The organism is Streptomyces sp. MUM 203J, from assembly GCF_022414595.1.
Lineage (GTDB): Bacteria > Actinomycetota > Actinomycetes > Streptomycetales > Streptomycetaceae > Streptomyces.
Map to the genome: position 1 here is coordinate 67,776 of NZ_JADWYO010000005.1, position 26,376 is coordinate 94,151.

Annotated in this window: 22 protein-coding genes, 1 pseudogene and 1 riboswitch; of the genes and pseudogenes, 9 read left to right on the top strand and 14 right to left on the bottom strand. The window is 74.6% G+C overall.

The features are described 5' to 3' along the window. Positions 1–23 precede the first annotated feature (23 nt). Complete coding sequence (locus tag I3F58_RS04980; RefSeq protein WP_240106953.1) at positions 24–575, bottom strand: histidine phosphatase family protein; 552 nt, start codon at positions 573–575, stop codon at positions 24–26. A 61-nt stretch (positions 576–636) separates the two neighbouring features. After that, positions 637–767, top strand: a riboswitch (adenosylcobalamin (AdoCbl) riboswitch). Positions 768–788: 21 nt separating this feature from the next. Here I3F58_RS04980 and I3F58_RS04985 point away from each other — a divergent pair. Together I3F58_RS04985 and I3F58_RS04990 are read left to right on the top strand one after the other, a co-directional pair. Beyond that, positions 789–1,019, top strand: a complete 231-nt coding sequence (locus I3F58_RS04985) for a CbtB-domain containing protein (protein WP_240106954.1) — start codon at positions 789–791, stop codon at positions 1,017–1,019. Between the two features lie 20 nt (positions 1,020–1,039). Continuing rightward, a complete protein-coding gene (locus I3F58_RS04990; RefSeq protein ID WP_240106955.1) occupies positions 1,040–1,825 on the top strand; it encodes a CbtA family protein in 786 nt (261 codons plus the stop codon). A gap of 61 nt (positions 1,826–1,886) precedes the next feature. Here I3F58_RS04990 and I3F58_RS04995 read toward each other — a convergent pair whose 3' ends face one another. The 6 genes from I3F58_RS04995 to I3F58_RS05020 form a co-directional block, all read right to left on the bottom strand. After that, on the bottom strand, positions 1,887–2,951 hold the full coding sequence (locus I3F58_RS04995; RefSeq protein ID WP_240106956.1) for a serine protease: 1,065 nt from the start codon (positions 2,949–2,951) through the stop codon (positions 1,887–1,889). A gap of 16 nt (positions 2,952–2,967) precedes the next feature. Continuing rightward, positions 2,968–4,110, bottom strand: a complete 1,143-nt coding sequence (locus I3F58_RS05000) for a trypsin-like peptidase domain-containing protein (RefSeq protein ID WP_240106957.1) — start codon at positions 4,108–4,110, stop codon at positions 2,968–2,970. Then, the gene (locus tag I3F58_RS29285; protein ID WP_308354949.1) at positions 4,107–7,187 is read right to left on the bottom strand and encodes an AAA family ATPase; all 3,081 of its coding nucleotides are present in this window, start codon (positions 7,185–7,187) and stop codon (positions 4,107–4,109) included. Before I3F58_RS29285 ends, I3F58_RS05000 begins: the two co-directional genes overlap by 4 nt. Next, a complete protein-coding gene (locus I3F58_RS05010; RefSeq protein WP_240106958.1) occupies positions 7,168–8,361 on the bottom strand; it encodes a hypothetical protein in 1,194 nt (397 codons plus the stop codon). Before I3F58_RS05010 ends, I3F58_RS29285 begins: the two co-directional genes overlap by 20 nt. 138 nt (positions 8,362–8,499) lie before the next feature. Continuing rightward, entirely contained in the window at positions 8,500–9,456 is a 957-nt protein-coding gene (locus I3F58_RS05015; protein ID WP_240106959.1) for a hypothetical protein, read from the bottom strand. Then, positions 9,456–10,325: a DNA/RNA non-specific endonuclease gene (locus tag I3F58_RS05020; protein ID WP_240106960.1), complete on the bottom strand. Its 870-nt coding sequence runs from the start codon at positions 10,323–10,325 to the stop codon at positions 9,456–9,458. Before I3F58_RS05020 ends, I3F58_RS05015 begins: the two co-directional genes overlap by 1 nt. 156 nt (positions 10,326–10,481) lie before the next feature. Between I3F58_RS05020 and I3F58_RS05025 the strand changes: the two genes are divergently transcribed. Continuing rightward, positions 10,482–11,327: a caspase family protein gene (locus tag I3F58_RS05025; protein ID WP_240106961.1), complete on the top strand. Its 846-nt coding sequence runs from the start codon at positions 10,482–10,484 to the stop codon at positions 11,325–11,327. Positions 11,328–11,600: 273 nt separating this feature from the next. Here the strand turns inward: I3F58_RS05025 and I3F58_RS05030 are convergent, their stop codons facing one another. Next, positions 11,601–12,215 carry an HPP family protein gene (locus tag I3F58_RS05030; RefSeq protein ID WP_240106962.1) on the bottom strand — a complete coding sequence of 205 codons (615 nt, stop codon included), beginning with the start codon at positions 12,213–12,215 and terminating at the stop codon, positions 11,601–11,603. Further along, complete coding sequence (locus I3F58_RS05035; RefSeq protein WP_240106963.1) at positions 12,212–13,546, bottom strand: phosphoribosyltransferase family protein; 1,335 nt, start codon at positions 13,544–13,546, stop codon at positions 12,212–12,214. Before I3F58_RS05035 ends, I3F58_RS05030 begins: the two co-directional genes overlap by 4 nt. Positions 13,547–13,623: 77 nt before the next feature. Between I3F58_RS05035 and I3F58_RS05040 the strand changes: the two genes are divergently transcribed. Then, the gene (locus tag I3F58_RS05040; RefSeq protein WP_240106964.1) at positions 13,624–14,817 is read left to right on the top strand and encodes a site-2 protease family protein; all 1,194 of its coding nucleotides are present in this window, start codon (positions 13,624–13,626) and stop codon (positions 14,815–14,817) included. Positions 14,818–14,859: 42 nt separating this feature from the next. Here I3F58_RS05040 and I3F58_RS05045 read toward each other — a convergent pair whose 3' ends face one another. After that, entirely contained in the window at positions 14,860–16,332 is a 1,473-nt protein-coding gene (locus tag I3F58_RS05045; protein ID WP_240106965.1) for an ATP-binding protein, read from the bottom strand. Positions 16,333–16,461: 129 nt separating this feature from the next. Between I3F58_RS05045 and I3F58_RS05050 the strand changes: the two are divergent. The 5 genes and pseudogenes from I3F58_RS05050 to I3F58_RS29740 form a co-directional block, all read left to right on the top strand. Next, positions 16,462–16,707: pseudogene (locus I3F58_RS05050) on the top strand (DoxX family protein); the annotation flags it as partial. A gap of 252 nt (positions 16,708–16,959) precedes the next feature. Continuing rightward, positions 16,960–17,358, top strand: a complete 399-nt coding sequence (locus tag I3F58_RS05055; protein WP_240107045.1) for a cell division protein SepF — start codon at positions 16,960–16,962, stop codon at positions 17,356–17,358. Between the two features lie 103 nt (positions 17,359–17,461). Further along, on the top strand, positions 17,462–18,703 hold the full coding sequence (locus I3F58_RS05060) for an AAA family ATPase (protein ID WP_240106966.1): 1,242 nt from the start codon (positions 17,462–17,464) through the stop codon (positions 18,701–18,703). Between the two features lie 228 nt (positions 18,704–18,931). Beyond that, positions 18,932–19,300 (top strand): nucleotide pyrophosphohydrolase, encoded by a 369-nt coding sequence (locus I3F58_RS05065; RefSeq protein ID WP_240106967.1) that lies wholly within the window; start codon positions 18,932–18,934, stop codon positions 19,298–19,300. Between the two features lie 125 nt (positions 19,301–19,425). After that, positions 19,426–20,133, top strand: coding sequence for a DUF6099 family protein (locus I3F58_RS29740; protein ID WP_374207904.1), 708 nt, complete (start codon positions 19,426–19,428; stop codon positions 20,131–20,133). An 11-nt stretch (positions 20,134–20,144) separates the two neighbouring features. Here the strand turns inward: I3F58_RS29740 and I3F58_RS05075 are convergent, their stop codons facing one another. The 4 genes from I3F58_RS05075 to I3F58_RS05090 all read right to left on the bottom strand — a co-directional run bounded on the left by I3F58_RS05075 (position 20,145) and on the right by I3F58_RS05090 (position 26,354). Continuing rightward, positions 20,145–20,384, bottom strand: a complete 240-nt coding sequence (locus I3F58_RS05075; RefSeq protein ID WP_240106968.1) for a hypothetical protein — start codon at positions 20,382–20,384, stop codon at positions 20,145–20,147. Positions 20,385–20,717: 333 nt separating this feature from the next. Further along, positions 20,718–23,261, bottom strand: coding sequence for a polynucleotide kinase-phosphatase (locus I3F58_RS05080; RefSeq protein ID WP_240106969.1), 2,544 nt, complete (start codon positions 23,259–23,261; stop codon positions 20,718–20,720). Continuing rightward, positions 23,258–24,778: a 3' terminal RNA ribose 2'-O-methyltransferase Hen1 gene (locus I3F58_RS05085; RefSeq protein ID WP_240106970.1), complete on the bottom strand. Its 1,521-nt coding sequence runs from the start codon at positions 24,776–24,778 to the stop codon at positions 23,258–23,260. Before I3F58_RS05085 ends, I3F58_RS05080 begins: the two co-directional genes overlap by 4 nt. A gap of 64 nt (positions 24,779–24,842) precedes the next feature. Continuing rightward, complete coding sequence (locus I3F58_RS05090; protein WP_240106971.1) at positions 24,843–26,354, bottom strand: helix-turn-helix domain-containing protein; 1,512 nt, start codon at positions 26,352–26,354, stop codon at positions 24,843–24,845. Positions 26,355–26,376 lie beyond the last annotated feature (22 nt).

The following is a 26,376-nucleotide window of genomic DNA, read 5'->3' on the forward strand; positions in this document are numbered from 1 at the left end:
CCCGGCCTGCGCGGGTGACCCCGTCAGGTCAGCCGTATGTGCCAGCGGGTCGCGTGGTGGGTCAGGGACGTCACCGACAGGGGCTCCACGTCCACGCGCCAGAAGGCCGTCGCCGGCGCGTTCAGCGCGTGGAGGACCGCCGCCCGGACGACCGCGGGAGGGACGACCGCCAGGACGGCGCCCGGGTGGTCGGGCAGGGACTCCAGCCGGGCGGCGACCCTCGCGCACAGGGACGTGACCGGCTCGCCGCCGTGCGGGGCCGCGTCCGGGTCCGTCGTCCACACGGCCAGACCCTCCGGGTCCGACGCGGCGACGTCGGACAGCGCCCGGCCCCGCCACCCTCCGACGTCCAGGTCCCGCAGGGACTCGTCCGTCTCGGCCGCCAGCCCCAGCGCGCCGGCCAGCGCACGGCAGCGGGGGGAGGGAGCCGTACGGCATCCGGCTGACGGGGAGGGAAGCGAAGGGCGCAGTTCCGCCGCGCGGGACAGCGTCCGGGCGTCCAGGGGAGACTCTTCGCCGAAGCGTGGCGGGCCCGTCGGCGGCGGGGCGGACAGCAGAAACAGGCGGGTCGTCATGGGGCCGGATCCTAAGGTGCGACTTACGCCACCTTGGCGGAATCCGTGCGGAGCGCTACCGTCTTGGCGACAGAGACGACAGCGTGATGGAAGTCCGGTGCAAATCCGGCACGGTCGCGCCACTGTGTGCCGCCCAGAGCGGTGAGTCAGACCCCGCGCGGTCGTCGAGTGCTCCAACGACTGGGACGCGTTGTTCCCCCAGGAGGTCTCGCCATGGCCGACTCCGCCGTCAGCCCCGCCGCCGTTCTTCCCACGACGGTTCCGGCCGTCACCCCGATTCCCGTCCGGGAGATGCTGCCCTGGGCAGCCTTCTTCGGCACGCTCATGCTCGTGCTGCTCTACTTCGTCGGCGCCGAGCAGAGCGCGCTGGCGGTCTTCTCCGGCGACGCCGTGCACGAGTGGGTGCACGACGGCCGCCACCTGCTCGGCTTCCCCTGCCACTGAGCGCGCGAGGAGCCCTGCACATGAACTCCGCAACAGTGCGCGCCCTTCTGGTGCGCGGCATGCTCGCCGGGATCGCGGCGGGCCTCGTCGCGTTCGTCGTGGCGTACCTGCTCGGCATCCCGTCCGTGAACGCATCCATCGCCTACGAGGAGGCCCAGGCCGCGGCCTCGGCGGGCGGCGGGCACAGCCACGAGGCCGGTGAGGAGGCGTTCAGCCGACTCCAGCAGACGACCGCCGGCCTGGCCACCGGCGTGGTGGTGTTCGCCGTGGCCCTGGGTGGCATCGCCGCGCTGGCCTACTGCTTCGTCCTCGGCCGCGTCGGACGGTTCCGGGCCCGCGCCACCGCCGCGCTGGTGGCGGGCGCCGGGTTCGTCACCGTCTCGCTCGTCCCGTTCCTCAAGTACCCGGCGAACCCGCCGGCCAGCACCGAGGACGGTACGGTCGACCAGCGGACGGCGCTGTTCTTCCTGATGATCCTCCTCAGTGTGCTCCTGGGGACCGGTGCGGTCCTGCTCGGGCGGCGGCTCGCCGCGCGGCTGGGCAACTGGAACGCGTCGGTGACGGCGGGGGCCGCGTTCGTGGCGGTGATCGCCGTCGCGATGGTCTTCCTGCCGTCCGTCAACGAGACGCCCAAGGACTTCCCGGCCGGCGTGCTGTGGGAGTTCCGCCTCGGCGCCGTCGCCATCCAGGCCGCGCTCTGGGCCTCCTTCGGGCTGCTCTTCGGGCACCTCGCGGAACGGGTGCTTGAGCCCCGGCCCGTCACGGAGGCCGCCGCGTCGTCCGTACCGGTGGCCGCCGCTCGGTGACGCACACCTGTGAGGGGTTCCACGGCCGGGGGCGCGCCCGGCCGCGGAACCCCTCATGCGTTCATACGAAGTTGAGATCCGCCCGGCGCACCAGGGGGTCCTCCAGCATCGTCCACAGCGGCACCGCGTAGTTGCCGAAGCCGTAGCGCCCGCCGAAGTGCAGTCCGAGAACACGGTGGTCGTTCAGGTCGAAGACGGGTGAGCCGCTGTTGCCGCCCAGTGTCGAGCAGTCGTGTGTCATCACGTTCTTCTCGGCCAGCAGCCGGTTGGCGGCGCCCGGCTGGAGGCGCTTGACGTTGTAGATGTCCATGAAGATCCGGCGCATCGACTCGGGCTCGTTGCGCCGCCCGTCCCAGGCGGGGTGCCCCACCACGTACACCGGGTGTCCCGGCAGGTCGGCCGGGGCGTCCGCCGCGACCGCGAGCGGATCCGGCAGCGGCTCGCCGCCCGGCACCGGGGCCACCCGCAGCAGTGCCATGTCGGCCTCGTCGTGGATGCCGATCACCTCGGTCAGCGCGTACGCCGGGCCGCCCGTGCCCGGCAGCCGCCCGAACTCCCGGGCGAGGTCGAGGTCCGCGCTGAGGCCGGGCTGGAACGTCCACGCGGCGCCGTCGCCCCGGGTGAACTCCGCCGCCACATGACGGTTCGTCATGATGACGTCCGCGCCCACCAGGAATCCCGTGCCCACCCAGTCCAGGCTCACATGGCCGGTCACGTCCACCCGGCCCACACGGCTGACCGAATCGCGGATGGCGGCCCGGTGGTGGTTCAGCACCTCCCACTCGCCCTCCTGCGGGGCGAAGTCGGCGGCCTGCACCAGGATGGCCGGGCGGCCCTCCAGCAGGACGATCGCCTCGATCCCGAAGGACTCGTCGTCCCCGACCTCGTCGTCCCGCCCCTTCGCGAGCTTCTCCAGGCCCCGCGCCCCGGCTGACAGCACCCGGGCCCGCTCCTCCTGGGCGAACCGGGATATCTCCGTGCCGGGCGCCTCCTCGGGGGGCGGCTCCACATCCGACTCGGGGACCTCCCGGTCCAGTCCGTCCCGTACCCGGTCCGCCACCGCCCGCAGGTCGGTGAAGATCTCCCGGGGTCCGGCCGCGACCGGTGACCTGCTCCGGCTTCCCATGGCACGCACGCTCCTCTCAGCCCTGCGACCTGCGCTGCTGCGCCTGCTCGATCTCCTCGTGCACCTCCCGGCTGTGCCGCGCGAGATGGTCCATGACGGCGGTCAGCTGCGTGCCGACGTTCACGAACGCCGCGCTCTTCCCCTGGAACGACACGTCCTCCACCCGGTGCGAGCCCCGGTGCAGCGCCACCACCTCCCAGTCGTCCGTCAGCACCGGCGAGCCCGAGGAGCCTCCCTGGGTGTCGGTGAAGTACCGCAGGTCGCGCTCGTCGGCCCGGAAGACCAGGTTGTTCCGGAGTGCCACCCGCTTCTCCGCGCCGCCCGGATGCTGGATGATGTTCACCGCGACCGGCGCCCCCGCCGTGACCTGGAGCGCCTTCCCGGCGAGGGGAAGCGCCGGACGGGCAGCGGACGGCAGGGCCGTGGTGAGCCGCAGCACCGCGTAGTCCAGGTCCGGGTCGCAGGCGGCCAGTTCCGCGACCGCCGCCTCGTCCTCCGTGCCGGTGTCGGCGCTCTCGTAGTCGAAGCGCACCCGGGTCTCGCGCGCTTGGCGACGCAGGTCCCCGTCCTCCGCGAGGGACGGTGAACCGCCGCTCGCCGTACGGGCGTTGACCACATGGTGGTTGGTCACCATGAGTGTGGGCGTGACCAGCCAGCCGGTGCCCAGGTGGGGGCCGGGGCCGACCGGCTCACCGTGCTCGTACGCGGGCACGGTGAGCCGGGCCACGGCCAGCCCCGCCCGGTCGCCGCCGCGCAGGAAGGTGAACGGCACGGTGTCGTCCCGGTGCACGATCCGTTCCTTCAGCTCCGGCACCGGAAGCCCCGCCAGCAGGTCCGGCTCGCCGCCCGCCTGCCGCGCCACCTCGTCCAGGGCCCGCTGGAGCACGGCCAGCGGTGCCGCCTCGGTGGTCCTGCGGACCGCGTTCCGCAGCCACAGCTCCAGCGGCACCGTGCCGTCGACCAGCCGTGACGTCTGGTTCATCGTCACCAGATCCGACTCCACCTGGGTGAGGGGCGCCGGGTACAGCTCCAGCCGGCGCACATAGGTGCCGAGGATCCCCTCGAACAGCCCCTTCCGCATGCCCAGATCACCGAGCCCGGCGTCCAGTGCCGCGTCCCGGACCGCGACGACCGCGTCCGGCGACAGATAGCGAGTCATGGCCCCTCCTCTCCCGTCCCGGTACGGAGGGCGGACGCGACGCCCGCCGCGATCTGGCCGTCCCTGTCGCGCAGCACCAGCAGCCGCCGCGTCAGCTCGTCGAGCGTGCCCCGTTCCCGCGCCAGCCGCAGGATGTCGGTGACCCCGGACGCGGGGGTGTCACCCGGCCCGGCCGGGGGCGGCGGGGCAGCGGGAGACGGTGACGGCCGCCCGTTCGGGGGGCCTTCGGGCTTCCCCGGCGGCCGGGGCGCGCAGCCCCCCGAGCCGTACGACCGGGCGGGAGCCCCCTGCACCGGCCCCGCTGCCCGGTGCAGGATGTCCATCAGCGGCGGCAGCAGTTGCGCGTCCCGTTCCACCGCCCGCCGCAGCGCCGAGCCCAGCACCTCCAGCACCCGCTCGTCGTCCGGCAGGCCCACGAGCTGGAGCGCGTGGTCCAGAGCGCGCGCGTCCAGCGTGTACACCTGCGAGGCCACCCCTCGTACGAGCGCGGGCTGCCCGGCCAGGAGCCGGTCGGGAATGCCCCGCAGCCGCCGCGCCAACTCCGCGTCGGCCTCCCGCACCCCGGCTTCCCCGGCCCGCTCCCGGACCGGCACCCCGGCCTCGGGACCGGCACCCGTCTGTTCCCGCATCCCTGCCTCCAGCCGTGCCCTGGCCAGCAGCGTGCCCATCGCCTCCAGGTGCTGGCCCCGCCCGATCGCCACGTCCTCCGCGAGCCGCAGCTCCCGGTCCGCGGCGTCCCGGTCGCCGTCCTCCTGCGCCAGCCGCGCCGACAGCAGCAGCAGCTCCAGGCGGCGCTCCCCGCAGCCCGCCTCCCGCGCCCGCTCGATCGCGTCCGACACCACGCCCCGCGCCTCCGCGCGCCTCCCCGTGGCGCTCAGCGCCTCCGCCAGCAGCACGTGCAGCGGCCCGCACGGCGTCCAGGGCCGCCGTTCCTCCAGACACGACAGAGCCTGGTGGGTGAACCCCTGCGCCAGCAGGTCCTCCACCCCGTGCGCGGTGATCCGCTCCCAGTCCTCCTGGTCCGCCTCGGCCATGACCAGCTCCGAGGCCCGCCCCCGCCCCTGGCCGCTGTGCGCGGTCAGCAGCGCCGCCGAGCGCGGGCTCATCTCCTCCTCGGCACCCGCCAGCAGCCGCGTCACGCCCGGCAGCCACCGCTCCTCGACCGTGCGCGGGTTCTCGTTCAGCCGCAGCCGGTGGTAGATCTCCTCCGCCCGCGCCGCCGTACCCTCCCGGCCCGCGTAGTACGCCACGGCCCGCCGCTCCACCTCGGGCAGCAGCGAATCGGGGTCGCTGTCCGCCAGCCGCAGCATGATCGCCCGCACATCCGGCCGCACCCGCACGGCCTCCGGGCCCACCGGCTCCACCAGGTCCAGCCGCGACAGCGTGCCGAACAGCCGCCGCGCCGCCTCCGCCCCCGGCACCTCCACCCCGCACGCCCCGGCCAGCACCTCCCGTACGACCTCCGGGGTGATGACCCGCAGCACCAGCCCGGCGTGGGCCAGGCGCCGCACGTCCTCGTCCGGGATGTGCTGGAGGATCCGCTCGTACAGGATGCCCTGCACCAGCAGCTGGTCGACCTGCCGGAAGAAGTCCCGCCGCCGCTCCGGCAGACTCCGCATCAGATCCCGCAGCCCGGCGGCGTCCCCTCCGGCGAGCGCCACGGCCCGCGCGGCGAGCCGCAGGCTCAGGGGATGCCCGCCCACCCGCTCGGCCAGCTCCCGCGCCAGCGGCTCGTCCGTCACCCCCGACTGCCGCAGCAGCTCCACCGACGCCTCCGTGTCCAGATCGCGCAGCTCGATCTCCACCAGGTCCGGCCCGGCCGCCGGGTGCCCGACCGGGGCACGCCCCGACACGACGAACCGGGCGTGCGGATACGTGTCGCAGAAGGCGAAGTAGATCGCCCACATCCGGCCCAGCACCGGCGACCACCGGTACTGGGCCTCCTCGAAGGAGTCCAGCACGATCAGGAACGGCGGCTGCTCCGGGGCCACCGCCCTCGCCAGGACCTCGCCCACCCGGCGGAACAGCGCGCTCTCCTGCTCGCTCGCCTGCTCCAGGAACTCCCGCGAGGACCGCCGCCCCAGTCCCGCCCGGGTCGCCGCCAGTCTGTTCAGGTCCGCCACCTGCTCCTCGCCCGCACGCTGGTCGCGCACCAGCCGCAGCCCCTCGTCGGCCAGTGCTTCCAACTCGTCGTGGAACGCCGGGAACTGGACGGACAGCTGCCGGGCGGTCTCCGCCACCATGGTGATCGGCTCGTGCACGGACAGCGACGGCCGCTCGAAGTCGATGTACGCGAAGGGGAACGGGAACTCCCGCCCGGTGCCGGTCCCCGCCGGCTGGTCGTCCGGGCTGAGCGCGTCGAGCAGGAAGTGCGCCATCAGCGTGCTCTTGCCCATGCCGCCGCGCCCGTGCACCAGCAGCGGGGGAGCGGGGGACCCGTCCGCGTCCGCCGGGTCGGTCACATGGCGCCGCATCCCGGCCAGCTGGGCGGCCCGCCCCACGAACGGGGCCCGCACCAGCCGTTCCAGCGGCTGGATCAGCCGTGCCCTGTCCAGCTCGCGCCGCACCGCCTCGGGGCCGGGCAGCCCGGTCACGCCCGGCACCCGGGCGAGCCACAGCACCGCCTGGAGCAGATCCGCCAGCTCCTCGGCGTCCGTCCCCCGTACCCGGGGCGGCTCCCCGCGCAGCAGCGCCAGGCACGCCCGCTCCGGCCCGGCCCCCTCCGGCACCGCGCCCAGGTTGCCCTCCAGTGCCCTCAGCGCCGCCTCCGGACCCTCCAGGGAGCGCAGCGCCGCCTCACGCGCCTCGGGCGTCAGCGTCCACCGGGCACCCTCCGCCGTCCCGGCCGCCGTGCAGTCCTCCGTCAGTTCCATGACGGCCCGCCCGGTCGCCCGCTCCTCACCGGGCAGCCGAAGTGCCCTCGGGTCGAAAGCCGTCAGCAGCGAGGCGGCCCGGCGGTAGCCCATGCGGGCGTCCGGCACCGGCCCGGGCAGCCCGAGGGCGGAGCACAGCTCGTCGCGCAGCCGCTCACGGAACAGCTCCCGTACGGCCACGGGGTCAGAGGGCTCGGTAGACACGGACCGCTCCTTCCACGGCGCTGCACAGCCGCCGCATGTAGCTGTCGCGCTCACGGGCGCCGCCACAGGCGGGCCCCGCCCGGTCCCCGGGCTCGCCCACCGCGTGCAGGACCTCCGCCAGCGCCACCTCCGCCAGCTCGGTCAGTGCCGCCTCCCGCTCCTGCGGGGCGAGCTCCCGGAACCGGACGGGCGGCGGCACCTCCCGGAAGCAGTGTGCGAGGAGCGTCCTCAGCTCGGCGGGTCCGGCCACCCGCGCCCGGTCCCGCTGGATGCTGTTGCGCAGATCGTGCGGCAGCGGGCGGGCCGCCTCGCTGTAGCCGAGCAGGACCAGGCGCGGCGGCTGCTCGCCGGGCCTCGGCTCGTACTCGGAGACGGCCCGCGCGAGCTGGCCGATCAGTTCCCACACGTCCGAGCCGGGGTCGAGCCGGTCGCACTCGTCCAGCACGAACCAGACGGGCGCCTCCGGGTCGGTCGCCTCCCGCACCACCCGCAGCACCGCGCTGTACCGGGTCGGCAGCAGGTCGTCCAGCCCGGTCGCACCCGGCGGCGCCGGGGACAGGGCCGTGTCGGCCTCGACGAAGGCGGCGAGCTGTGCCAGCACCCGGCCGGCCGTCGACGCCGGGTCGAGGATCACACGGACCGGGCGGAAGCCGCGGTGCTGCCCGATGTGCCGGATGAAGGTGTACGTGTACGACCTGCCGCTGTCGGGCTCACCGTCCACCACCAGCACCGCCGTGTGCGGGTTCGTCAGGAAGGTGCGCAGCTCGGTGCGCAGGTTCTCCCGGTCCAGGAAGGCCTCGGTGCCGTTCTTCAGCAGGTACCGGCCGAACGGGTCCTCCGAACCGTGGGTCCGGGCGTCCTCCCGGAGCCGCGCCAGGAAGTCCCCGGCCATGTGGGCGTCCTCGTGATCGGCCAGGCCCGTCCGCAGCAGCGCCTCCAGCAGGGCCACCTGCCCCGGGATCGACCTGAGCGACTCGCCGACCAGCTCAGCGGCGTTGTCGGCGGGCCTGGCGGTGAGCTTCAGCCGGGTGACGAACGCCGTGGCGAAACCGGCCCGCTCCAGCGCGGTGTGCGGGTCGAGGGTCTTGAACAGGTAGACCAGCGCCCACTCCTTGACGGTCTCCCATTCGGTGGTCTCCAGCGGCATCGCGCACCTGCCCGGTGTGGTGGTCACCCTCCCGGCCTTCTCCGGCAACCCCGCCCGTGCCCTGGTTCTCCGCCCCTCCATTCGCCATGGTCACACCAGGCGGGAGCTGCTGCAATCCGGTCGGTGACCGGCCCGCCACCAGGCGGCCCACCGGTCGGGCATTCCTCAGCGGGTCCGGGCGCACACCCGCCGTACCGGGTCCCGTACCAGCACGTCGGAGAGGTACTCGGCAGCCGCATGGTGGTTCTCGCCGTTGTTGCGCACCAGCACGTCCGTGATCCGGCCGGGCGGGGCGTACTCGGGCCGCAGGGTGTGGTCGAGCGCCACCAGGTCCCGCGCGTCGGACGCGTTCAGCCACAGCCCCGTACGGGACGGTACGGCGGGCGGCGCGGCCAGGCAGTCCTGTACCTCGGTCACCGCCAGCGGCGACCCGAGCGTCACGAACAGGTCCACGCGGGGGTTCCGGGCCGCGAGCACCTCGTACGCGACGACACTGCCGAGGCTGTGGCCCACGACCACCAGCGGTCCTTCCCGCCCGTCGTCGCCCTCTCCGGCCCCGGCCGCGTCCAGCGCGTCCGTCACGGCCTGCCGGATCGCGCGCCCGGCGGCGCCGAAGAAGTACGCGTGCACATCCTCGAACACATGCTGGACCAGCAGCCGGAACAGCGCCGTCCGCGCCGGCCGGGGCAGCGGCAGCGCCTCCGGCAGCGGCTCCTCGCCGGGCCCCGGCCGAGGCTCCTCCGCCAGCGCCAGCGCCTCCGCCATGTACGTCATGTCCCGCAGCCAGCCGCCCAGGGCACCGCCACCCGGGACCCGCCCGGCCGCGCCACCCGCCCGGGCCTCCGTCGCCGTCCGCGCCATGAACTGGGCCGGGTCCTCCAGCGCCGGCGGCCGGGGTGCCTCGCGCTCCCGCTCCGCCTCCGCCACGGCTGTCGAGGCGCCCTCCAGCGGGTCCGGCACGGGATCGGGCAGCGGCCTCTCGTGCAGCACGGGCGCCCAGTACGCCAGGTGCGACAGCTCGCCCATGTCCCGGCCGAACAGTGCCCGGTCCCACTGGGACTTGAGCAGTTCGGCGCGCGGCTTGGGACCGGCACCGTGGACGTACACGATCCGGGCGGCCATCACAGGTCCATCAGCGTGTCGTCCGGCGACTCCAGCCGCCGCCACCGCTCCTCCGGGGCCCGCGGCACCGGCATCAGGTCGGCGGGCGGCAGCGGGCCCAGATCCAGCCCGGTCAGCTCCACCACGTCCGCGACCGGCACCTGGTACGTGCGGAACGCGCCCAGCGGCGGCGGCGCCCCCGGCACCGAGCCGACCAGCGCGCGCTCGGCGTCCCGGGTGAGGTCGGGGCTCTGGTCCAGCACGTACGCGGTCGCCGCCAGCTGCCCGCCGTGCACGAACGCGGCCACTTTCCAGAAGCGCAGCGGCACCTGGATGCCCCGGTACGGCGGGTCGGCGTCGTGCAGGACGGGCCCGGTCAGCACCACCAGCCTGCGCCCGTACTCCGACGCGTGGCCCAGCAGATAGTCCTCCACCCCCAGCCACACCTGCTTGCCCTGGTTGAAGACATCGGCCTGCGGCGCGGCGTTGGTGTAGTAGAACGTGTCGTCCCCGGCACGGACCGCCACCGCGCCCCACACCGGGTCGAGCCGCCGCACCAGATGGCCCCGGTCCAGGGAGTTGTTCCGGTACACGGCCGGGCCCGCCTGCCAGTCCTCGGGCACCCGGGGATCGAGCCGCCAGTCGTCGTCGCGGCGCGGGTTCTGCAGCTGCGCGCCGTCGATGCCCACGGCGGTGGCCGCCGCGAGCCGCCGGTCGGGCCGCAGCACCACGCTGAAGTGGGTGTACGGGAGGACGACCGTCTCCACACCGGGTCTGCTGAGCCGGGGCAGCGGCACGTTCGGCACATCCGTGCCGAGGAAGCCCTCGTCGAAGCCGGTCCGGTCCGCGAGGTCGTTCCGCCGCTCATCCGACGGATCAGAGAAGCTCATGATGCGAGCGGTACCCGGGCGGCGGCCCGGCCCCAACGGCGCGGTGCCGACGCCACCCCATCAGCGCACGGCGGGGTTCGGGACGGCCCGGCCCGAGGAAGGCATCGCGATGGCCCCCTGCCGTCGCCGCCTTCCGTCCCCCGAGGAGACCCCCCCATGGCGCCCACCGGCCTCTCCCTGCACATCGGACTCAACACCGTCGACCCCGCCCGCTACGGCGGCTGGGACGGAAGGCTCCTGGCCTGCGAGTACGACGCCCACGACATGGCGGAGCTGGCCCGTGCGGCGGGCTTCGCCGACACCGTCCTGCTCACCTCCGAGGCGACGGTCGACAACGTCACCGCCGCCCTGGGCGAGGCGGCCCGGCGCCTGCGCGACGGGGACGTCCTCCTCCTCACCTACTCCGGCCACGGCGGCCAGCTCCCCGACGAGACCGGGGACGAGGCCGACGCGCTGGACGAGACGCTGGTCCTGTACGACCGGGAGTTCCTGGACGACGAACTCCAGCGGGAGCTGGCGGGATGCGCCGACGGCGTGCGGATCCTGGTGCTGCTGGACTGCTGCCACAGCGGCACCGCCATCGAGACCCGCGACAGACTGGCCCCCGAGGTCCTGGAGGAACAGTTCGGCACCGCCGACCGGGACGAGGTGGAGGCCGCGGCCCGGCTGATGCCCGCGGTCCAGCAGGGCGCCGCCTACCAGCGGGACAGGGGCTTCTTCCAGGACCTCCAGCGGGAGCTGCGCGCGGGCGGCGGCCGGGAAACGGCCGACGCGGTGCTCATCTCCGCCTGCCAGGACGACCAGCTCGCCGCCGACGGGCGGAAGAACGGCAAGTTCACCGGCACCCTGCTGAAGACCTGGGACCAGGGCGCATTCCAGGGGGACCACAAGACCTTCCACCGCGCGATCCTCCGTCACATGCCGCCGAGCCAGACCCCGAACCTGCACGTCACGGGGCGCCCGTCGGACGAGTTCATGGCCCAGCGGCCGTTCACCGTGTGACGGCGTGGCCGCCGGCCCTTCCACCTCCGGCAGCGCTCAGCCGAACAGCGCGGGCACCCGGATCGTGTGGACCGGCCGCCCCCTCGGCAGCCCGCCCCAGGCCGACCGGCCCCGGGCGGACCGCGGCCGGTCGCCCGGCACCGGGTGTGCGGGCAGCCGCCCGCCGGGCGACCCCTCCGTCCTCGCGTCGCCCTGCGGGCTGCTCCTCGGAGCCGTACCCCTCCGGCCACCTGACATCTCGCCACCCCTTTCCGTCCTGCCGTTCGGGCCTGTTCACGGGACCGGGGACACCCGGCCGCCGTCCCTGCGGGGCGGCAGGCCGGGCAGCACCGGGAACGGGCAGGGCGGCAGCGCGCCCAGCCCGGGCACGCTCCTGACCGGCCGGCCCGCCAGCGCCGACACGACGTCCGCCGCGCTCAGCAGCCCGCTGAGCCGCCCGTCGTCGCCCACCACGGGAAGTACGTCGCAGTCGTTGGCGTCCATCACGTCCAGGGCCTTGCGCACCGGGTCGTCCCGGTGGATCACCACGCAGCGCCTGCCCCGTACCAGATCGCCGGCGTACCGGCGGGTCAGCGTGACGGCGGGCGCCGCGCAGACCACGGCGACCTCCGCCCGGTCCAGCACACCGGCGCAGCGGCCGTCCGGCCGGACCACGGGGAGGTGGCGGGCGCCGGAGCGCTCCAGCAGCTCCCACGCCAGCAGCACGGTCTCCCCGGAGGCGATCGTCACCATCGACGTCCGCATCACGGTGGCCGTGGCCCGGCTCAGCACGGGCGCGCCGCCGGACCTTCCGGTCGCCTCCCCGGGCTCGTCCCCGCCCCCGTACGAGGAACTGTCGGGGATCCGGCCCTCCAGGATGTCCTTCAGCACGTGCTGCCTCGTGCTCACGGTGCACCCCCCGCCCGTCCTTCCGCGCCCGCGTCCGGTCCCGCCGGTGGCAGATGGCGCAGGAACCACCCGGTGGCCAGCTCCTCCACCTGCCGCATCGCGCCCGGCTCCTCGAAGAGATGTCCGGCGCCCGGTACCACCTCGACGGCGTGCACACACCGCATCCGCTCGGCCGCCCGGCGGTTGAGCGGCAGCACCGCGGCGTCCGCGCCACCCACGATCAGCAGGGTCGGCGCCCGCACGTCCGGCAGCACCGGGTCCGCGAGGTCGGGCCGCCCGCCCCGGCTGACCACCGCGGCGATGTCCGCGTCCGGATCGGCGGCGGCCGTCAGCGCGGCGGCGGCGCCCGTACTGGCCCCGAAATAGCAGACGGGGAGGACGCCCCGGGTACGGCGCAGCCAGCCGGTGGCCCCGGCGAGCCGCCGCCCCAGCAGCGGGATGTCGAAGACCAGGTCACGGTCCTGGCCCTCCGCCTCGGTGAGCAGATCGAACAGCAGGGTCCCCAGGCCGTGCTCGTTGAGCGCCCGGGCGACGGCCCGGTTCCGGGGACTGCGGCGACTGCTGCCACTGCCGTGTGCGAAGACCACGACGCCGGGCGTCCCGCCGGGCACGGTCAGATCCCCGTCCAGCCGGACCCCGCCGACATCCAGGACGACGGCCTCAGGCCGAGCGGAGCCGGTGCCGCCGGGGGGAGGGGCGTCCGCGTGCCGGGCGAGCAGGTCCGCGACCTCCTCGTCACTCGTCTGGGAGAAGTCGTCGTACCACTGCCCGACCGCGCTGAACAGGGCGGGCGCCGACAGGCACACCACCTCGTCCGCCTCGCTGCGCAGCAGCGCCAGTGCGTCCGGCGGGGCGACCGGAACGGCCACCACGACCCGCGCCGCGCCCTGCGCCCGCGCCACCTCGCAGGCCACCAGGGCCGTCGACCCCGTCGCGATGCCGTCGTCGACCAGCACCGCGGTACGCCCGGCCAGCGGCACGGCGGCCCGCTGCCCCCGGTAGCGGCGCAGCCGCTGCTCCAGCACCGCCCGCTCGGCCTCCTCAACCCGCGCCATGTCGGGCCCGCGGAGCCGGGCGGCCTGCACGACGGAGTCGTTCACCACCCGTACCCCGCCCTCGCCGATCGCGCCGAAGCCCAGCTCGGGCCGGGTCGGCACCCCCAGCTTCCGCACGACGATCACATCGAGGGGCGCGCCGAGGGCCGTGGCCACCTCGTGCGCCACCGGGACCCCGCCGCGCGGCAGCCCGAGCACGACGGGGTCGTCGAGGGGCAGCCGCGCGACCGCGTCGGCGAGCCGCCGTCCGGCGGACACACGATCCGGGAACTGCATGTCGCCCTCCTGCCTGCCGCCGACCCCGGGAGATGAGCCGCCGGGGTGCCCGGCGCGCTGGGGACGGGGCACCATGGATGGGAACGAAGAAGGTGAAGGCCGTGCGGGCGAGTTTCACCCTGGGACGCATCGCCGGAGTACGTGTCGGCGTGCACTGGAGCGTCCTGTTCATCTTTGTTCTCATCGTATGGGGCCTTTCCCAGGGACGCTTCCCGGAGGTCCACCCCGGCCACCCGGTGCTCCTCTACTGGCTGACCGGGCTGGTCACGGCCGTGGTCTTCTTCCTGTCGCTGCTCGCGCACGAGCTGGCGCACGCCGTCGTCGCCCGGCGTAACGGCGTCGACGTCGACGACATCGTGCTGTGGCTGCTGGGCGGGGCGGCCCGGATGCGCTCGGAGGCACCGAGCCCGTCGGTCGAGCTGCGCATCGCCGGGGTCGGCCCGCTGGTCAGCCTGCTGCTGGGCGGGGTGTTCACGCTCGCCGCCTGGCTGCTGATCCTGCTGTCCGCGCCCGGGCTGGTGGTGGAGGGGATCGTCTGGCTGGCCGCGATCAACATCCTGCTGGCCGTCTTCAACGCCGTACCGGCGGCGCCGCTGGACGGCGGGCGGCTGCTGCGGGCGCTGCTGTGGTGGCGGACCGGTGACCCGCTGCGGGCCACCGCGGGGGCGACGGCGGCCGGGCGGGGGTTCGGCTGGCTGCTGGTGGTCGTGGGTGCGCTGCTGTTCGTGCGGACGGCAGCGTTCGGCGGGCTGTGGCTGGCGCTGATCGGCTGGTTCCTGGTGGCGGCGGCCACGGTCGAGGGCCGCCAGGCGCAGGTGCGGAGCGTCCTGGCGGGTGTGCCGGTACGGCAGGCGATGACGGCGGGCCCGGTGACCGTAAAGGCGGTGCTTCCCGTGGCGCAGTTCCTGGCGGACCCGCGCTACCGGTACCGGCACTCGGCGTTCCCGGTGGTCGCGGAGGACGCGGGTAACGCGGAGGGCGCGGAGGAGGGGGAGCGGCCGGTCGGCCTGATGACCCTGGAACGTGCCCGCGCCGTGCCGGAGGACCGGCGCGGGACGGTACGGGTCGAGGACGTCATGGTGCCGCTGGACGACGTCACCGTCGCCGCCCCGGACGCCCCGCTCGCGGACCTCCTCCCGCGGATGGAACCGGGCGCCGACCACACGGTGCTGGTGGTGGAGGAGGGCCGGCTGGTGGGCGTGGTGTCCTCGTCGGACGTCACGCGCACGGTGACGTGGCTCAGCTCGGTGCGAGGCCGCGGGCGCGGCTGAGCCCTCGGCCCGCCCGCCCCGTGCGGAGCCCGCCGTACGGCCTCACGCGCCGTGGTACAGCCGCTCCGCCCCCACCAGCACCACGTCCCCCGCCTCCTCCGCGGAGCGGAGTGCGTCACTGAAGCCGGCCGCCCCGTAACACGCCGGCACCACCCGCCCCACATCCTCCCCCCGCTCCGCGAGCGCCTCCCGCACCTTCCTCAGCCGCTCCAGATGCGGAAGGTCCATGACCTCACCCCACCGCGCGAGCCCCACCGACAGCAGCGGCCCCGGGCGCCCGCCCACGTCCTCGCCCCGCACCACGACCTCGCCCCGCGGTCCGGACCGGCCCGCCAGGGACCCGTGGCCGACCCGGCCGGGCGCCGCGCCGAAGGTGCCGGGTGCCGCATGATCCCGTACCCATGCCCGGCACACCTCCGCGAAGTGCGGGCCCAGCACTGCGGACTCGAACACCGGCCTCGCCCGCGCCCACACCTCCGCGGCCCGGCCCCGGTCACCGTCCAGAAGGGCGCGGTACGGCCGTACGACGGCATGCTCGAAGGCCATCAGCGGTTCGGTGACGCGCAGTCGCGTGAGCTGGGGCCGCAGCGCGTCCGGTTCGCCGTCCAGCAGCTCGTGCTCCTGGAGCAGCGCCAGCCCGTGCGACACGTCTCCGAGCGAGGCACCCACCCGGTCCGCGACCTCACCCGGCGTGGCGGCCCCGAGGGCGACGGCGGCCAGGACGGAGTGGCACAGCGCCCGGTCCCAGCTGTCGGCCTCCTCGTGCACGAGCCCGGCAGCCTCGTGGAACAGCGGTGTACGGGGGTCCAGCACGGTCCCGCACATCCAGGCGTCGAACCCGCCGCCTTCCCCCGCCGGGGTCCGGTCCGCCACGAGGGCGTGCCGGTACGCGGGTGTACCGCCCACCACGGCATGCACACGCAGCGCGAGCAGCGGGTCGTCGATCTCCCAGAAACGGGCGGCCTCGCGGTATCCGAAGGGCCGGACGTCCAGGTCCAGTGCGACCAGCCCGGTCAGCGGCGAAGGCCCGCAGAACAGCCTGCGCATCACCGGGTGCGAGCTGCCGCTGAGCAGCAGCCGGGCCCGTCCGCCACCCGGGGCGCTGCCGGAGCGCCGCCGGAGCACCGCGTGGAGCACGGCGGGCAGTGAGGGGCTCTGCCGTACGAGCCGGGGGAACTCGTCGAGGACCACGGGCAGCGGCTCCCGGTCGCCCAGCGCGAGCAGGCCCTCCAGGGCCTCCGCCCAGTCGCGCGGCGGCACGGCGCCGCTGTTCCCGGTGTGCAGAGCCAGCGCCTCACCGAGCCTCCGCAGCGACTCGGCCTCCACCGCGTCGTCGGCGCAGAACAGGAACCCGCCCGTCGTCTCGGTGAGCGCCCGCAGCAGATGCGTCTTGCCCTGGCGCAGCCGCCCGGTGACGACTCCGAGCATCGGCCCGGGTGTGGTGTCCGCGGCGAAGCCGTCCAGCGCCTCCCAGACGGCGTCACGGTCGAAGACCGCATCGGGCTTGGCGAACATGTCCCGCCTCCTCGCATCCAGCGTGACAGAAGCCACTGGTGCCCGCCCGCCCGACAGGTCGGGTCGAGGAAAGTACCCTGGGAGGCAGATGCTCTATTCCTTCAGCAGCCCGACGAGCTGGAGGGCACGATGGACGTACTGGTGCTGACAGGGCGCATCCTCTTCGCTGTCGTTTTCATCGGCTCCGCGCTGAACCACCTCACGAACACCGGGAACATGGCCGGGTACGCCGAGAGCAGGGGCGTCCCGCCGCCCACACCGGCGGCCGTCCTCGGCAGTCTGCTGATCCTGGTGGCCGGCGTGATGCCGGTGCCAGGCGTCCGGGCCGACCCGGCCGCGCTGCTCCCCGCGGTGTTCCTCCTCCCGGCCGGCTTCGTGATGCACGCGTTCCGGAAGGAGAGCGACCCCGTGCAACGGCTGGGGGAGACGACCCGTTTCAAGAAGGACTGGTCGCTCGGCGGCGTGGCCCTCATGCTGCCGGCCTTCTCTCCCGCGCCGGGTCCGATCCCGGACCGACCCTCACCGGGCCGCTGTTCGGCATCGGCCGACGACGGCCGACGGAGACCGGCCGTGGAGGCGCCCGTGTCGGAGTTGGGCCGAACGGGTGAGGAGCGCCAGGATGGGCGTATGAGTAGGTACGAGAGGTACGACGTCACCGACGAGCAGTGGGAGGGCCTCGCCCAGGTCGTTCCGCTGCGGGGGCGCGACGAGTGGCCGTCCAGGGTCGACCACCGGATGATCGACCGGGACGAGGACGCCGCGGCGCAGCGCCGCATGGTGGTGTTGCGGGTGCAGGTCTTCGCGGACGCCCGCGAGGTCGCGGAGTACCTGGTCGCCCAGGTGCCGGTGCTGCTGGACCTGACCAGCGCCGACGGCGACGTGGCCAAGCGCATCCTGGACTTCAGCAGCGGGGTCGTGTTCGGCCTCGGCAGCTCCATGCACCGGGTCGACCGGAACGTCTTCCTCCTGACCCCGTCCGGCACGGAGGTGGAGGGAACGGCCGCGGCGGCGGTGCCGCACGCGTGACGAACCCGCACGCGTGACGGTCGTCCGCCGCGCGTAGCCCGTTCGTAGGAGGCGTGTTCGGGCGGAACGGTTCAGCTCTGTGCGCCGCTCGTACCGTGCGGTCATGGACTCCCCTCCGTGTGACCGCCTGCCGGACACGGCAGCACCTCCACAGGGCACGGCACATCCGCTCGCCACGGCCGAACATCCCCCGGAGCGGCCGGTGGTCACCGAGCTGCGGCTCTCGGCCTTCCGGGCGCACCGCGGGGCTGTGCTGCCGGTCCGGCCGCTCACGCTCTTCGCCGGGGCGAGCGGAAGCGGCAAGTCCAGTGCCCTGGAGGTGTTCGAGGCGCTGGCGCTGCTCGCCGGGGGTGTCCCGCTGGGAGGTGCTTTCCCCGACCCCGCCGGGTGCGTGCCGGACGGTGCCCGCGCGGACCGGCAGGGCCGCCGCGGCTTCCGCGTCGGCTGTACGGCGGAGGGCCCGGCCGGAGCCGTACGGCTGGACCTCGCCGTGCAGGCCGAGCCGCGGCTGCGGATCGTGGGGGAGCGGCTGACCGGGCCGGACGGACGCACCCTGCTGGCCACGGCGCTGCGGGACCCGGCCCGGCCCGTGGTGCATGCCGAGTGGCACACGGCGGGTCCCACGCCGGTGACCCGCGCACCGCTGCCGGACGACCGGCTGGCCACGGCCCTGGCGCCGCTGCGGGTGGCGGGCCGGACGGACGGTCAGCTCCGGGTGCTCGCGGCTGCCGAGCAGATCCTCGTCGCGCTGCGGTCGGTGTTCCCCTGCGATCCGCAGCCGCACCGGATGCGGCAGCCGGTGGCGCCGGGCGAGGGGCGGCTGCGGCGCGGCTGCGACAACCTGGCCGAGGTGCTGTACCGCACCCGCGCCGACTGCCGCACCCGGCACGCCCGGCTGGTGGCCGCGGCGGGCGCGGGGTGTGCCGGTCCCGTGCGGGGCCTGGAGGCGCGGACGCTGCCGGACGGCATGCTGCGGGCGGTGCTGGAGCGGGCGGCCGGCGGCGTCGTGACACCTCTGGAGCGGCTGGGGGACGGCGAGCTGCGCTACCTGGCGCTGTCCCTGGTGCTGCTGACCGGCCCGGGGGTGCTGGCCGTGGACCAGGCATTGGAGGTGCCGGGGGCGATGCAGGCGCTGACCGTGCTGGCGGACGGCCTTGACCGGGACCTGGACGCACGGCAGGCCCGCGAACTGACCGCGCTGGCCGCGCGGATCTGCGGCGACGGCCACATGCGCCTGATCGGCACGGTGGGCGGCACGGGGGCGGCGGCAGCGCGGGGCACGGCGGGCGCGACGCTGGTGGAACTGCCGGGCCCGGAGGACAGGGAGGCCGGCCGGACCCGTTAGCGCTCCAGCGGCGGTGCGTCTCCTGAGCGTCGTCCGGGCCGCACTCGTTCTTGGGGGGCCTGGGTTCCGGCCGGATGCCGAAGGACCGGGAAGCCCGCCGGTGCGGGAACCCGGCCACCGGGGCGGACGGATCCACCGGCGGATCACCGGCGGAGGGGCACCGGCCCCGCCTCTCTGGAAAGCCCTCCCCGCCCGACGCGTCGGCTCGACCTGATAGACCTGTGCACCGTGACGGATCTGGATGTTGAGGCGCTGCAGCGCAGACTGGCCGAGTTCGCGGCATCGCGTGAGTGGCAGCCGTACCACACCCCGAAGAACCTGGCGGCGGCGCTGAGCGTCGAGGCGGCCGAACTGCTGGAGATCTTCCAGTGGTTGACGCCGGAGGAGGCCGCGCGGGTCATGGAGTCCCCGGAAACGGCGCACCGGGTGGCGGACGAGGTCGCTGACGTGCTGGCCTATCTCCTCCAGTTCTGCCGGGTGTTGGGCGTCGACCCGCTGGCCGCGCTCTCCGCCAAGATCGACCGCAACGAGGTCCGCTTCCCCGTGGGACGCCCTCCCGGGAGGGCTGCTCGGAAAGATCGTCACTCTTCGGAGTGAGCGACGTGTACACACGGAGATTCCTGTCCACAGAATTCCGAATTCCCCTGGCTTTTGTGCTCGGACAGCTTCACTCTGGGTAGTGACTCTGTGAGCGGAAAGTCGTACGAACGGGGGCGGCGTCCATGGATGCGGAGCGACTCATCGCGGTCAGCAGACGCGATCTGGCGGAGAGCCGGGAGGTACGGGACGTCATGGCGGCGGCCTGGCGGGCGCAGCGGCTCGCGCAGGCCGTCGGGGATCTCGTGGCGTTGAGCGGTCCGAGGGAGGTGCGGGGCGAGGCGCGTGCCCTCGCGGAGACAGGAGGCCGGGGTGGCGAGGGGGTCGCCGTGCGGCTCACCGAGGTCACGGACCTGCGGCGGACGTTACTGCACCTGGGCGCGCTGCTGGGGGACGTGGGGATCGCCCTGGTGGGGGTGGCCTGCGCCACCGACGAGGAGGGGCTCTACTGGCAGAGCATCGACGCGATGGACGCGGCGGACGAGTCGCGTGATCGCGTGCGCGCGATGCTGGCCCGGCTCCCCGGGCAGACACCTTCGGGCACCCGGGCAAGCCCGGAGGTCCGGGCCACCCGGGCGAGACCGCCCGGCACGCCGCCCAGAGACGAGGACCACGAGCACAGCGTTCACGAACAGCAGGACACCGGAGGGGCTCTGGGTCACGACGGCCGGCGCCCCGCCCCGGAGGACCGGGTCCGGACGGAGGGGGAACGCCCGGACCGTTGCCGTGCACGAGCACGGGCGGATCGCGACGACGGGCTCAGCGCCCCGTCACACGACCCGCACGGGGTGCGACAAGCGGCGAACCCAGCCGACAGGGCGGCGAGTTCATGACGGGCGCGGCATCACCGGAACCGCCGGTGTCCCGGGCCGGACTCCGCGCCCCGGTCGTCACGGTCCTGCCGGTCCTCGTTCGAGCGGTGCGCCGAGGACTGCAGGTCGGCGTCCAGCTGGGACAGATCCGCGGTGAGCGCCGCCATCAGCTCCTCCATCTGCTGCAGCAGACCCTTCGGGGTGCCGGAACCCTGCTGCTCGGGCATGTCCGGCGTGGACACGGCCTGTCCGGGCACGGCTTCCTGCGACATCACGGCCTCCTCGGCCCAGGTCCTCCCCGACGGGGAAGGACGACGAGAGAGCGACGCACCGGCGCTCGCCGCCGACGCGTGGGCCGGGCGGTCCGGCACCGCCGACCCAACGATCACCCCACCACACCGGTCACGAACCGTCACGACGGCGTTGACGCCGTTCGAACACCCGGAGACACCACGTTCAAGCCGGTCCGCGGCAGCCCTCCGGGGGAGGCCGGGGGACGAGTGGCGAAGCCGCCCCTTCCCGTCGCCGGGGGGCTCAGCCCCCCGGCGACGGGAAGGAACGGTGCGGGGGAAGGAGCCGGCCCGGCCGCCCCGCCCCCTTGCGGCTCACAGCCGGGGGTCCACCGGCTCCGACTCCAGCGCCAGCACCGCGAACACCGCCTCGTGCACCCGCCACAGAGGCTCGCCCGCCCCCAGCCGGTCCAGGGACTCCAGCCCCAGCGCGTACTCACGCAGCGCCAGAGACCGCTTGTGCCCCAGGGACCGGCTCCGCAGGCGCCCGAGGTTGTCCGGCCGCGTGTACTCGGGCCCGTAGATGATCCGCAGGTACTCGCGTCCCCGGCACTTGACCCCCGGCTGCACCAGCCGCCCCTGCCCGTCCCGGGCGAGCGTCTCCACGGGCTTGACGACCATGCCCTCGCCGCCGCGCCCGGTCAGCTCCAGCCACCAGTCGACACCGTCCCGCACGGACGCCTCGTCGCCCGTGTCGACATACAGGCGCCGGGTGGTCTGCAGGAGACCGCTGGGGTCGCCCTCCACCAGGCGGTCCAGCAGGCCCAGCTGCTCGTCGTGCGGCACCGCCGCCAGACTGCGGCCGCGCGCCGCGAGAATCTGGAACGGCGCGAACCGTACCCCGTCCAGCCCGTCCACGGTCCAGCAGTAGCGCCGGTACGCGTCGGTGAACGCCGCGGCGTCGGCGGCGCGTTCCCGCTGCCTCGGCAGCAGCCCGCCCACGTCCACGCCGCGCGCCGCGGCCGCATCCAGCGCGGCCACCGCCCCGGGGAACACGGCCGACGAGGCGGCGCCCACCGCCGCGTACTGGCTGCGCAGCAGACCACCGGCCTTCAGCGACCAGGGCATCAGCTCGCCGTCCAGCAAGAGCCAGTCCGTGCCCAGCTCCTCCCACAGTCCGGAGGCGGACACCGCCGAGCGGATGCGGCCCAGCACCTCCTCCGTCGTGCCCTCGTCGGAGAAGAACGGCCGGCCCGTGCGGGTGTAGAGGGATCCGGTCGGTCCGGACACCCCGAAGTGCTCGCGGGCCGCGTCGGCGTCACGGCAGACCAGGGCCACGGCGCGCGATCCCATGTGCTTCTCCTCGCACACGACCCGGGCCACCCCGTCCGCGGCGTACTGGGCGAACGCCTCAGCCGGGTGCTCCAGGAACCCGTCCAGCCGGGAGGTCGCCGTGGGCGCCATCGTCGGCGGCAGGTAGGGCACCAGCCGGGGGTCGACGGCGAAGCGGCTCATGACCTCCAGCGCCGCCGCCGCGTTCTCCTCCCGGACGGCGACGTTCCCCGCGTGCGCGGTCGTCACGACCCGCCGCCCCCGCACATCGGCCAGGTCCAGGGGCCGGCCCTGGTGCCCGCCCGGCGCCTCGGACACCAGCGGCTTCACCGGCTCGTACCAGACCTTCTCGGCCGGTACGTCGACCAGTTCACGCTCCGGCCAGCGCAGCGCGGTCAGCTTGCCGCCGAACACGGCGCCCGTGTCCAGGCAGATGGTGTTGTTGATCCAGGAGGTGTTCGGCACCGGCGTGTGGCCGTACACCACCGTGGCCTCACCCCGGTACTCCTCGGCCCACGGGTAGCGGACCGGCAGCCCGAACTCGTCGGTCTCTCCGGTCGTGTCGCCGTACAGGGCGTGCGAGCGGACCCTGCCCGAGGTCCGGCCGTGGTACTTCTCCGGCAGGCCCGCGTGACAGACCACCAGTCGGCCGCCGTCCAGCACGTAGTGGCTGACCAGCCCGGCGATGAAATCCCGCACCCGCTCCCGGAACGCCTCGTCCTCCCGCTCCAGCTGCTCGACGGTCTCGGCCAGCCCGTGGGTGTGCCGCACCGCGCGGCCGTTCAGCCAGCGGCCCAGCTTGTTCTCGTGGTTGCCGGGCACGCACAGCGCGTTCCCGGACGCGACCATGTCCATCACCCGGCGCAGCACGCCGGGGCTGTCCGGGCCCCGGTCGACGAGGTCGCCGACGAACACGGCGGTCCGCCCCTCCGGGTGCCGCCCGTCCTCGTAACCGAGCCTGGCCAGCAGCGCCTCCAGTTCCGCGCTGCACCCGTGGATGTCACCGATGATGTCGAACGGCCCGCTCAGATGCGTCAGGTCGTTGTAGCGCCGCTCCAGCACCACCTCGGCCGCGTCGGCCTCGGCCACCCCCCGCAGGATGTGCACCTTGCGGAAGCCCTCCCGCTCCAGGCCGCGCAGCGACCGGTGCAGCTCCCGGCGGTGCCGCCGGACGACGTGCCGGGGCATGTCCGCCCGGTCGGGCCGGGACGTGTTGCGGGCGAGGCAGACCTCTTCGGGAACGTCCAGCACGATCGCGATCGGCAGCACGTCGTGCTCCCGGGCCAGCCGCACCAGCCGGCGGCGGGCATCCGACTGCACGTTCGTCGCGTCGACCACGGTCAGCCGGCCGGCTGCGAGGCGCTTCCCGGCGATGTAGTGCAGCACGTCGAACGCGTCCCGGGTCGCGCTCTGGTCGTTCTCGTCGTCGGAGACCAGGCCCCGGCAGAAGTCGGAGGAGACGACCTCGGTCGGCTTGAAGTGCCTGCGGGCGAACGTCGACTTGCCGGACCCGGTGGCGCCGATCAGCACCACGAGGGACAGGTCGGTGACGGGCAGCCTGCGCGGCGTGACGGTCTCGGTGGTCATGCGGCCCTCCCCGCCTTCGCGGCCTCGGTGTTCGCGGTGCCGTCGCCGCGCCGGGTCGTCGCTTCCGCGGCGTTCAGCGTGAACACGGCCATCTGTGTGGGCGGTCCCACCTCCGGGTCGTCCTGGCCCACGGGTGCGAAGGTCACCGCGTACCCGTGCCGCCGGGCGACCTCCCCCGCCCAGGCGCGGAACTCGGCGCGGGTCCACTCGAAGCGGTGGTCGCCGTGCCGCACATGACCGGCGGGCAGGGACTCCCAGCGCACGTTGTATTCGACGTTCGGCGTCGTCACGAGCACCATGCCCGGCCGGGCCGCGCCGAACACCGCGTACTCCAGTGCCGGCAGCCTCGGCGGATCCACATGCTCGATCACCTCGCTCAACACGGCCGCGTCGTAGCCCTTGAGCCGCTTGTCCGTGTACGTGAGTGAGCCCTGAGTCAGCGTCACGCGCTCCGCCTGGCGCTCGCTCATCCGCTCCAGGCCCAGCCGCCGGGCCGCCAGGGACAGCGCCCGCGTGGACACGTCCACCCCGAGGATCTCGGTGAAGTGCGGCTCCTTCAGCAGCTCCCGCACCAACTGGCCCTGCCCGCAGCCCAGGTCCAGCACCCGCTGGGCACCGGCCGAACGCAGCGCCGCCGTGATCGCCTCCCGCCGCCGGACCGCCAGCGGTACGGGACGCTCCTCCGTGTCCGACGCCTCGTCCACGGCGTTGTCCAGCTCCTCCGCCGCGGAGTCGTCGGACGCCGCCAGCCGCGCCAGCTCCAGCCGCTCCATGGCCCTCCGGGTCAGCGACCGGCGCCGCGCCAGGTACCGGCTGGTGATCAGCTCCTGCTCCGGATGCCCGGCGAGCCAGCCCTCACCCGCCCGCAGCAGCTTGTCCACCTCGTCGGCCGACACCCAGTAGTGCTTGGCGTCGTCCAGCACCGGCAGCAGCACGTACAGGTGCCGCAGCGCGTCCGAGAGCCGCTGCTCGCCCTCCAGCGCGAGCCGCACGTACCGGGAGTCGCCCCACTCGGGGAACCGCTCGTCCAGCGGCACCGGTTCGGCGCCCACCGTCCACCCGAGCGGCTCGAACAGCCGCCGCACCAGCTCGGCCCCGCCGCGGGCGGGCAGTGCCGCGATCTCCACCCGCAGCCGCAGGGCACGCCCCACCAGCTCGGGCCGGGCGGCGCACTGGCCCTTGAGCGCGCTGGAGAACACCCCGCCGAGCGCCACCGCCAGCAGCGACGAGGCAGCGTACGGGCGGTCGTTGACGTACTGCGCGAGGCTTGTGTCAGGTCCCCGCCCCTGGTCCCGGCCGCCGCCCTTGCCCTTGCCGCGCCGGACCAGAGCGACCGGATCCACCTCCAGCAGGATTGCTGCCGTGCACCGTTCGGGCGTCGCCTCCGGATAGAAGACATGAGCCGTGCCATGGGAGGTGGAGAAGGCCTGCGCCCGGTCGGGATGCTTGTGCAGCAGGAAGCCGAGTCCGGTCGCGGGACTGTCAGGGGTACCGGTCGTACTGATCGTCAGGAACACCCGTACGAGTATTCCCCGGCGGGTGCTCCTCCTCCACGGGATTTCTCCTCCGAGGGATCTCTCCTCACCGGTGGCTCACCTGGGGTGACGGCGGTCCGGCGCCGCCGTCACCGCTGAGTGCCGCCATGGCCAGCCACAGTTCGTGCTTGGCGCTCGGGGCCTGGAGGAGGGAGCGGCCCAGTGCCTGTTCCGCTCGGCGGAGCCGCTTGCGCAGGGCGGCGGGGGAGATTCCGAGGGCATCGGCGGCGGGCGGGATCCGGGTGTCGGCACGCAGCCAGGCGCGGATCGTCTCGGCGCCGTGGGGAGGTCCCTGGTGTCCGAGCGGGGCGAGTTGGGCGCGGGCCCAGTCCTGGGCGGCGGGGGCGGCGAGCACGTCCGGCAGGGAGAGGGGGCGCCCCGGGGTCTCCGCGGGCGCGGCGCCCTCACCGGACGGCGCCGCGCCGGGGGCGGTGTGCAGCCGCAGGGCCAGCCAGGCGGTGGCCTGGCCGGGGACGCGGGCCAGGTCCAGGCCGAGCAGTGTGCTCAGGAGCCGGACACGGCTGGTGAGGGTGTTGCGGTGCAGCTTCAGATGGCGGTTCGCCGCGCTGCCGAACGTCAGCCACGACGACAGGGTGCCGAGCAGTTCCGAGGCCCCCGGATCGGCGCGGCGGGCCGGTACGTAGGCGAGGCAGGGGGCCAGGACGCGAGCCGCCCAGGCCCGGCCCCGGCCGGTGACTAGCCGGTCCGTGCCGGCGCGGTGGCCGAAGCCGGCGCAGCGGTCCGGCAGGCCCCGGGCCACGGCCAGGGCGTGGAAGGCCTGTTCGTAGCCGGTCGCCGTCTCCCGCAGGGGGAACTCGTCGCTCATCCCCATGCTCCACTCGGCGTCCTGGGCGGTGACCAGCCCTTCGACCCCGCCGGACGGCTCGCCTGGCCGCGCTTCGCCGCCCGCCGTGCCGTGGATCCGGGCGGTGGAGGGCACCAGGGCGATCAGGTGCCGGGGCCGGACCGGGCAGGGCACGAGCCAGGTCCGCTCACCGGTCAGCCGGGCGACTCTGGCGGCGAGGGCGTCCCGTCGCCCGGCGGGGCACTCCACCACGAGGACGCGCAGGCTCTGGGGCAGCGGGGGCCGCAACGCCGCCGCGATGCGCTGGGCCGGGGGGATCTCACCGACCATCAGCAGGTGCAGCACCGCCTCGCGGCTGTGCGCCTCCGCCGACCGCAGACGCAGGCAGTCGCGCTCCGCCCGCTCCAGCCGCTGTGCCAGGCCCAGCACCCGGGCGGCCTCGGTGAGCGGCCCGCCCGCGGGCCGCCCGTCCCGCAGGGTCGCGGCGAGATACGGCGCGCCCCCGTCCACGGCGAGCGGGACCAGGTGGACAGGGTGCCGCCGGTCCCCGGGCCGCAGTGCCGAGGCCAGGGCGGCGGTCTCGGCCTGGGCCTGCTGCCGGGGCGCCGCCAGAACCTCGCCGTCCGCGCCCAGCACGGCGGCCGCGTGCGCCTGGTGCCGCACCAGCCAGTCGAGGATCTGCCCGGTGGCACCGGGGCGGCCGACCAGGCGGGTGAGCGACAGGGCCGTCTCGTCACGCCAGGATGTGGTCATGCCAAGCACGGTAGCGCGACGC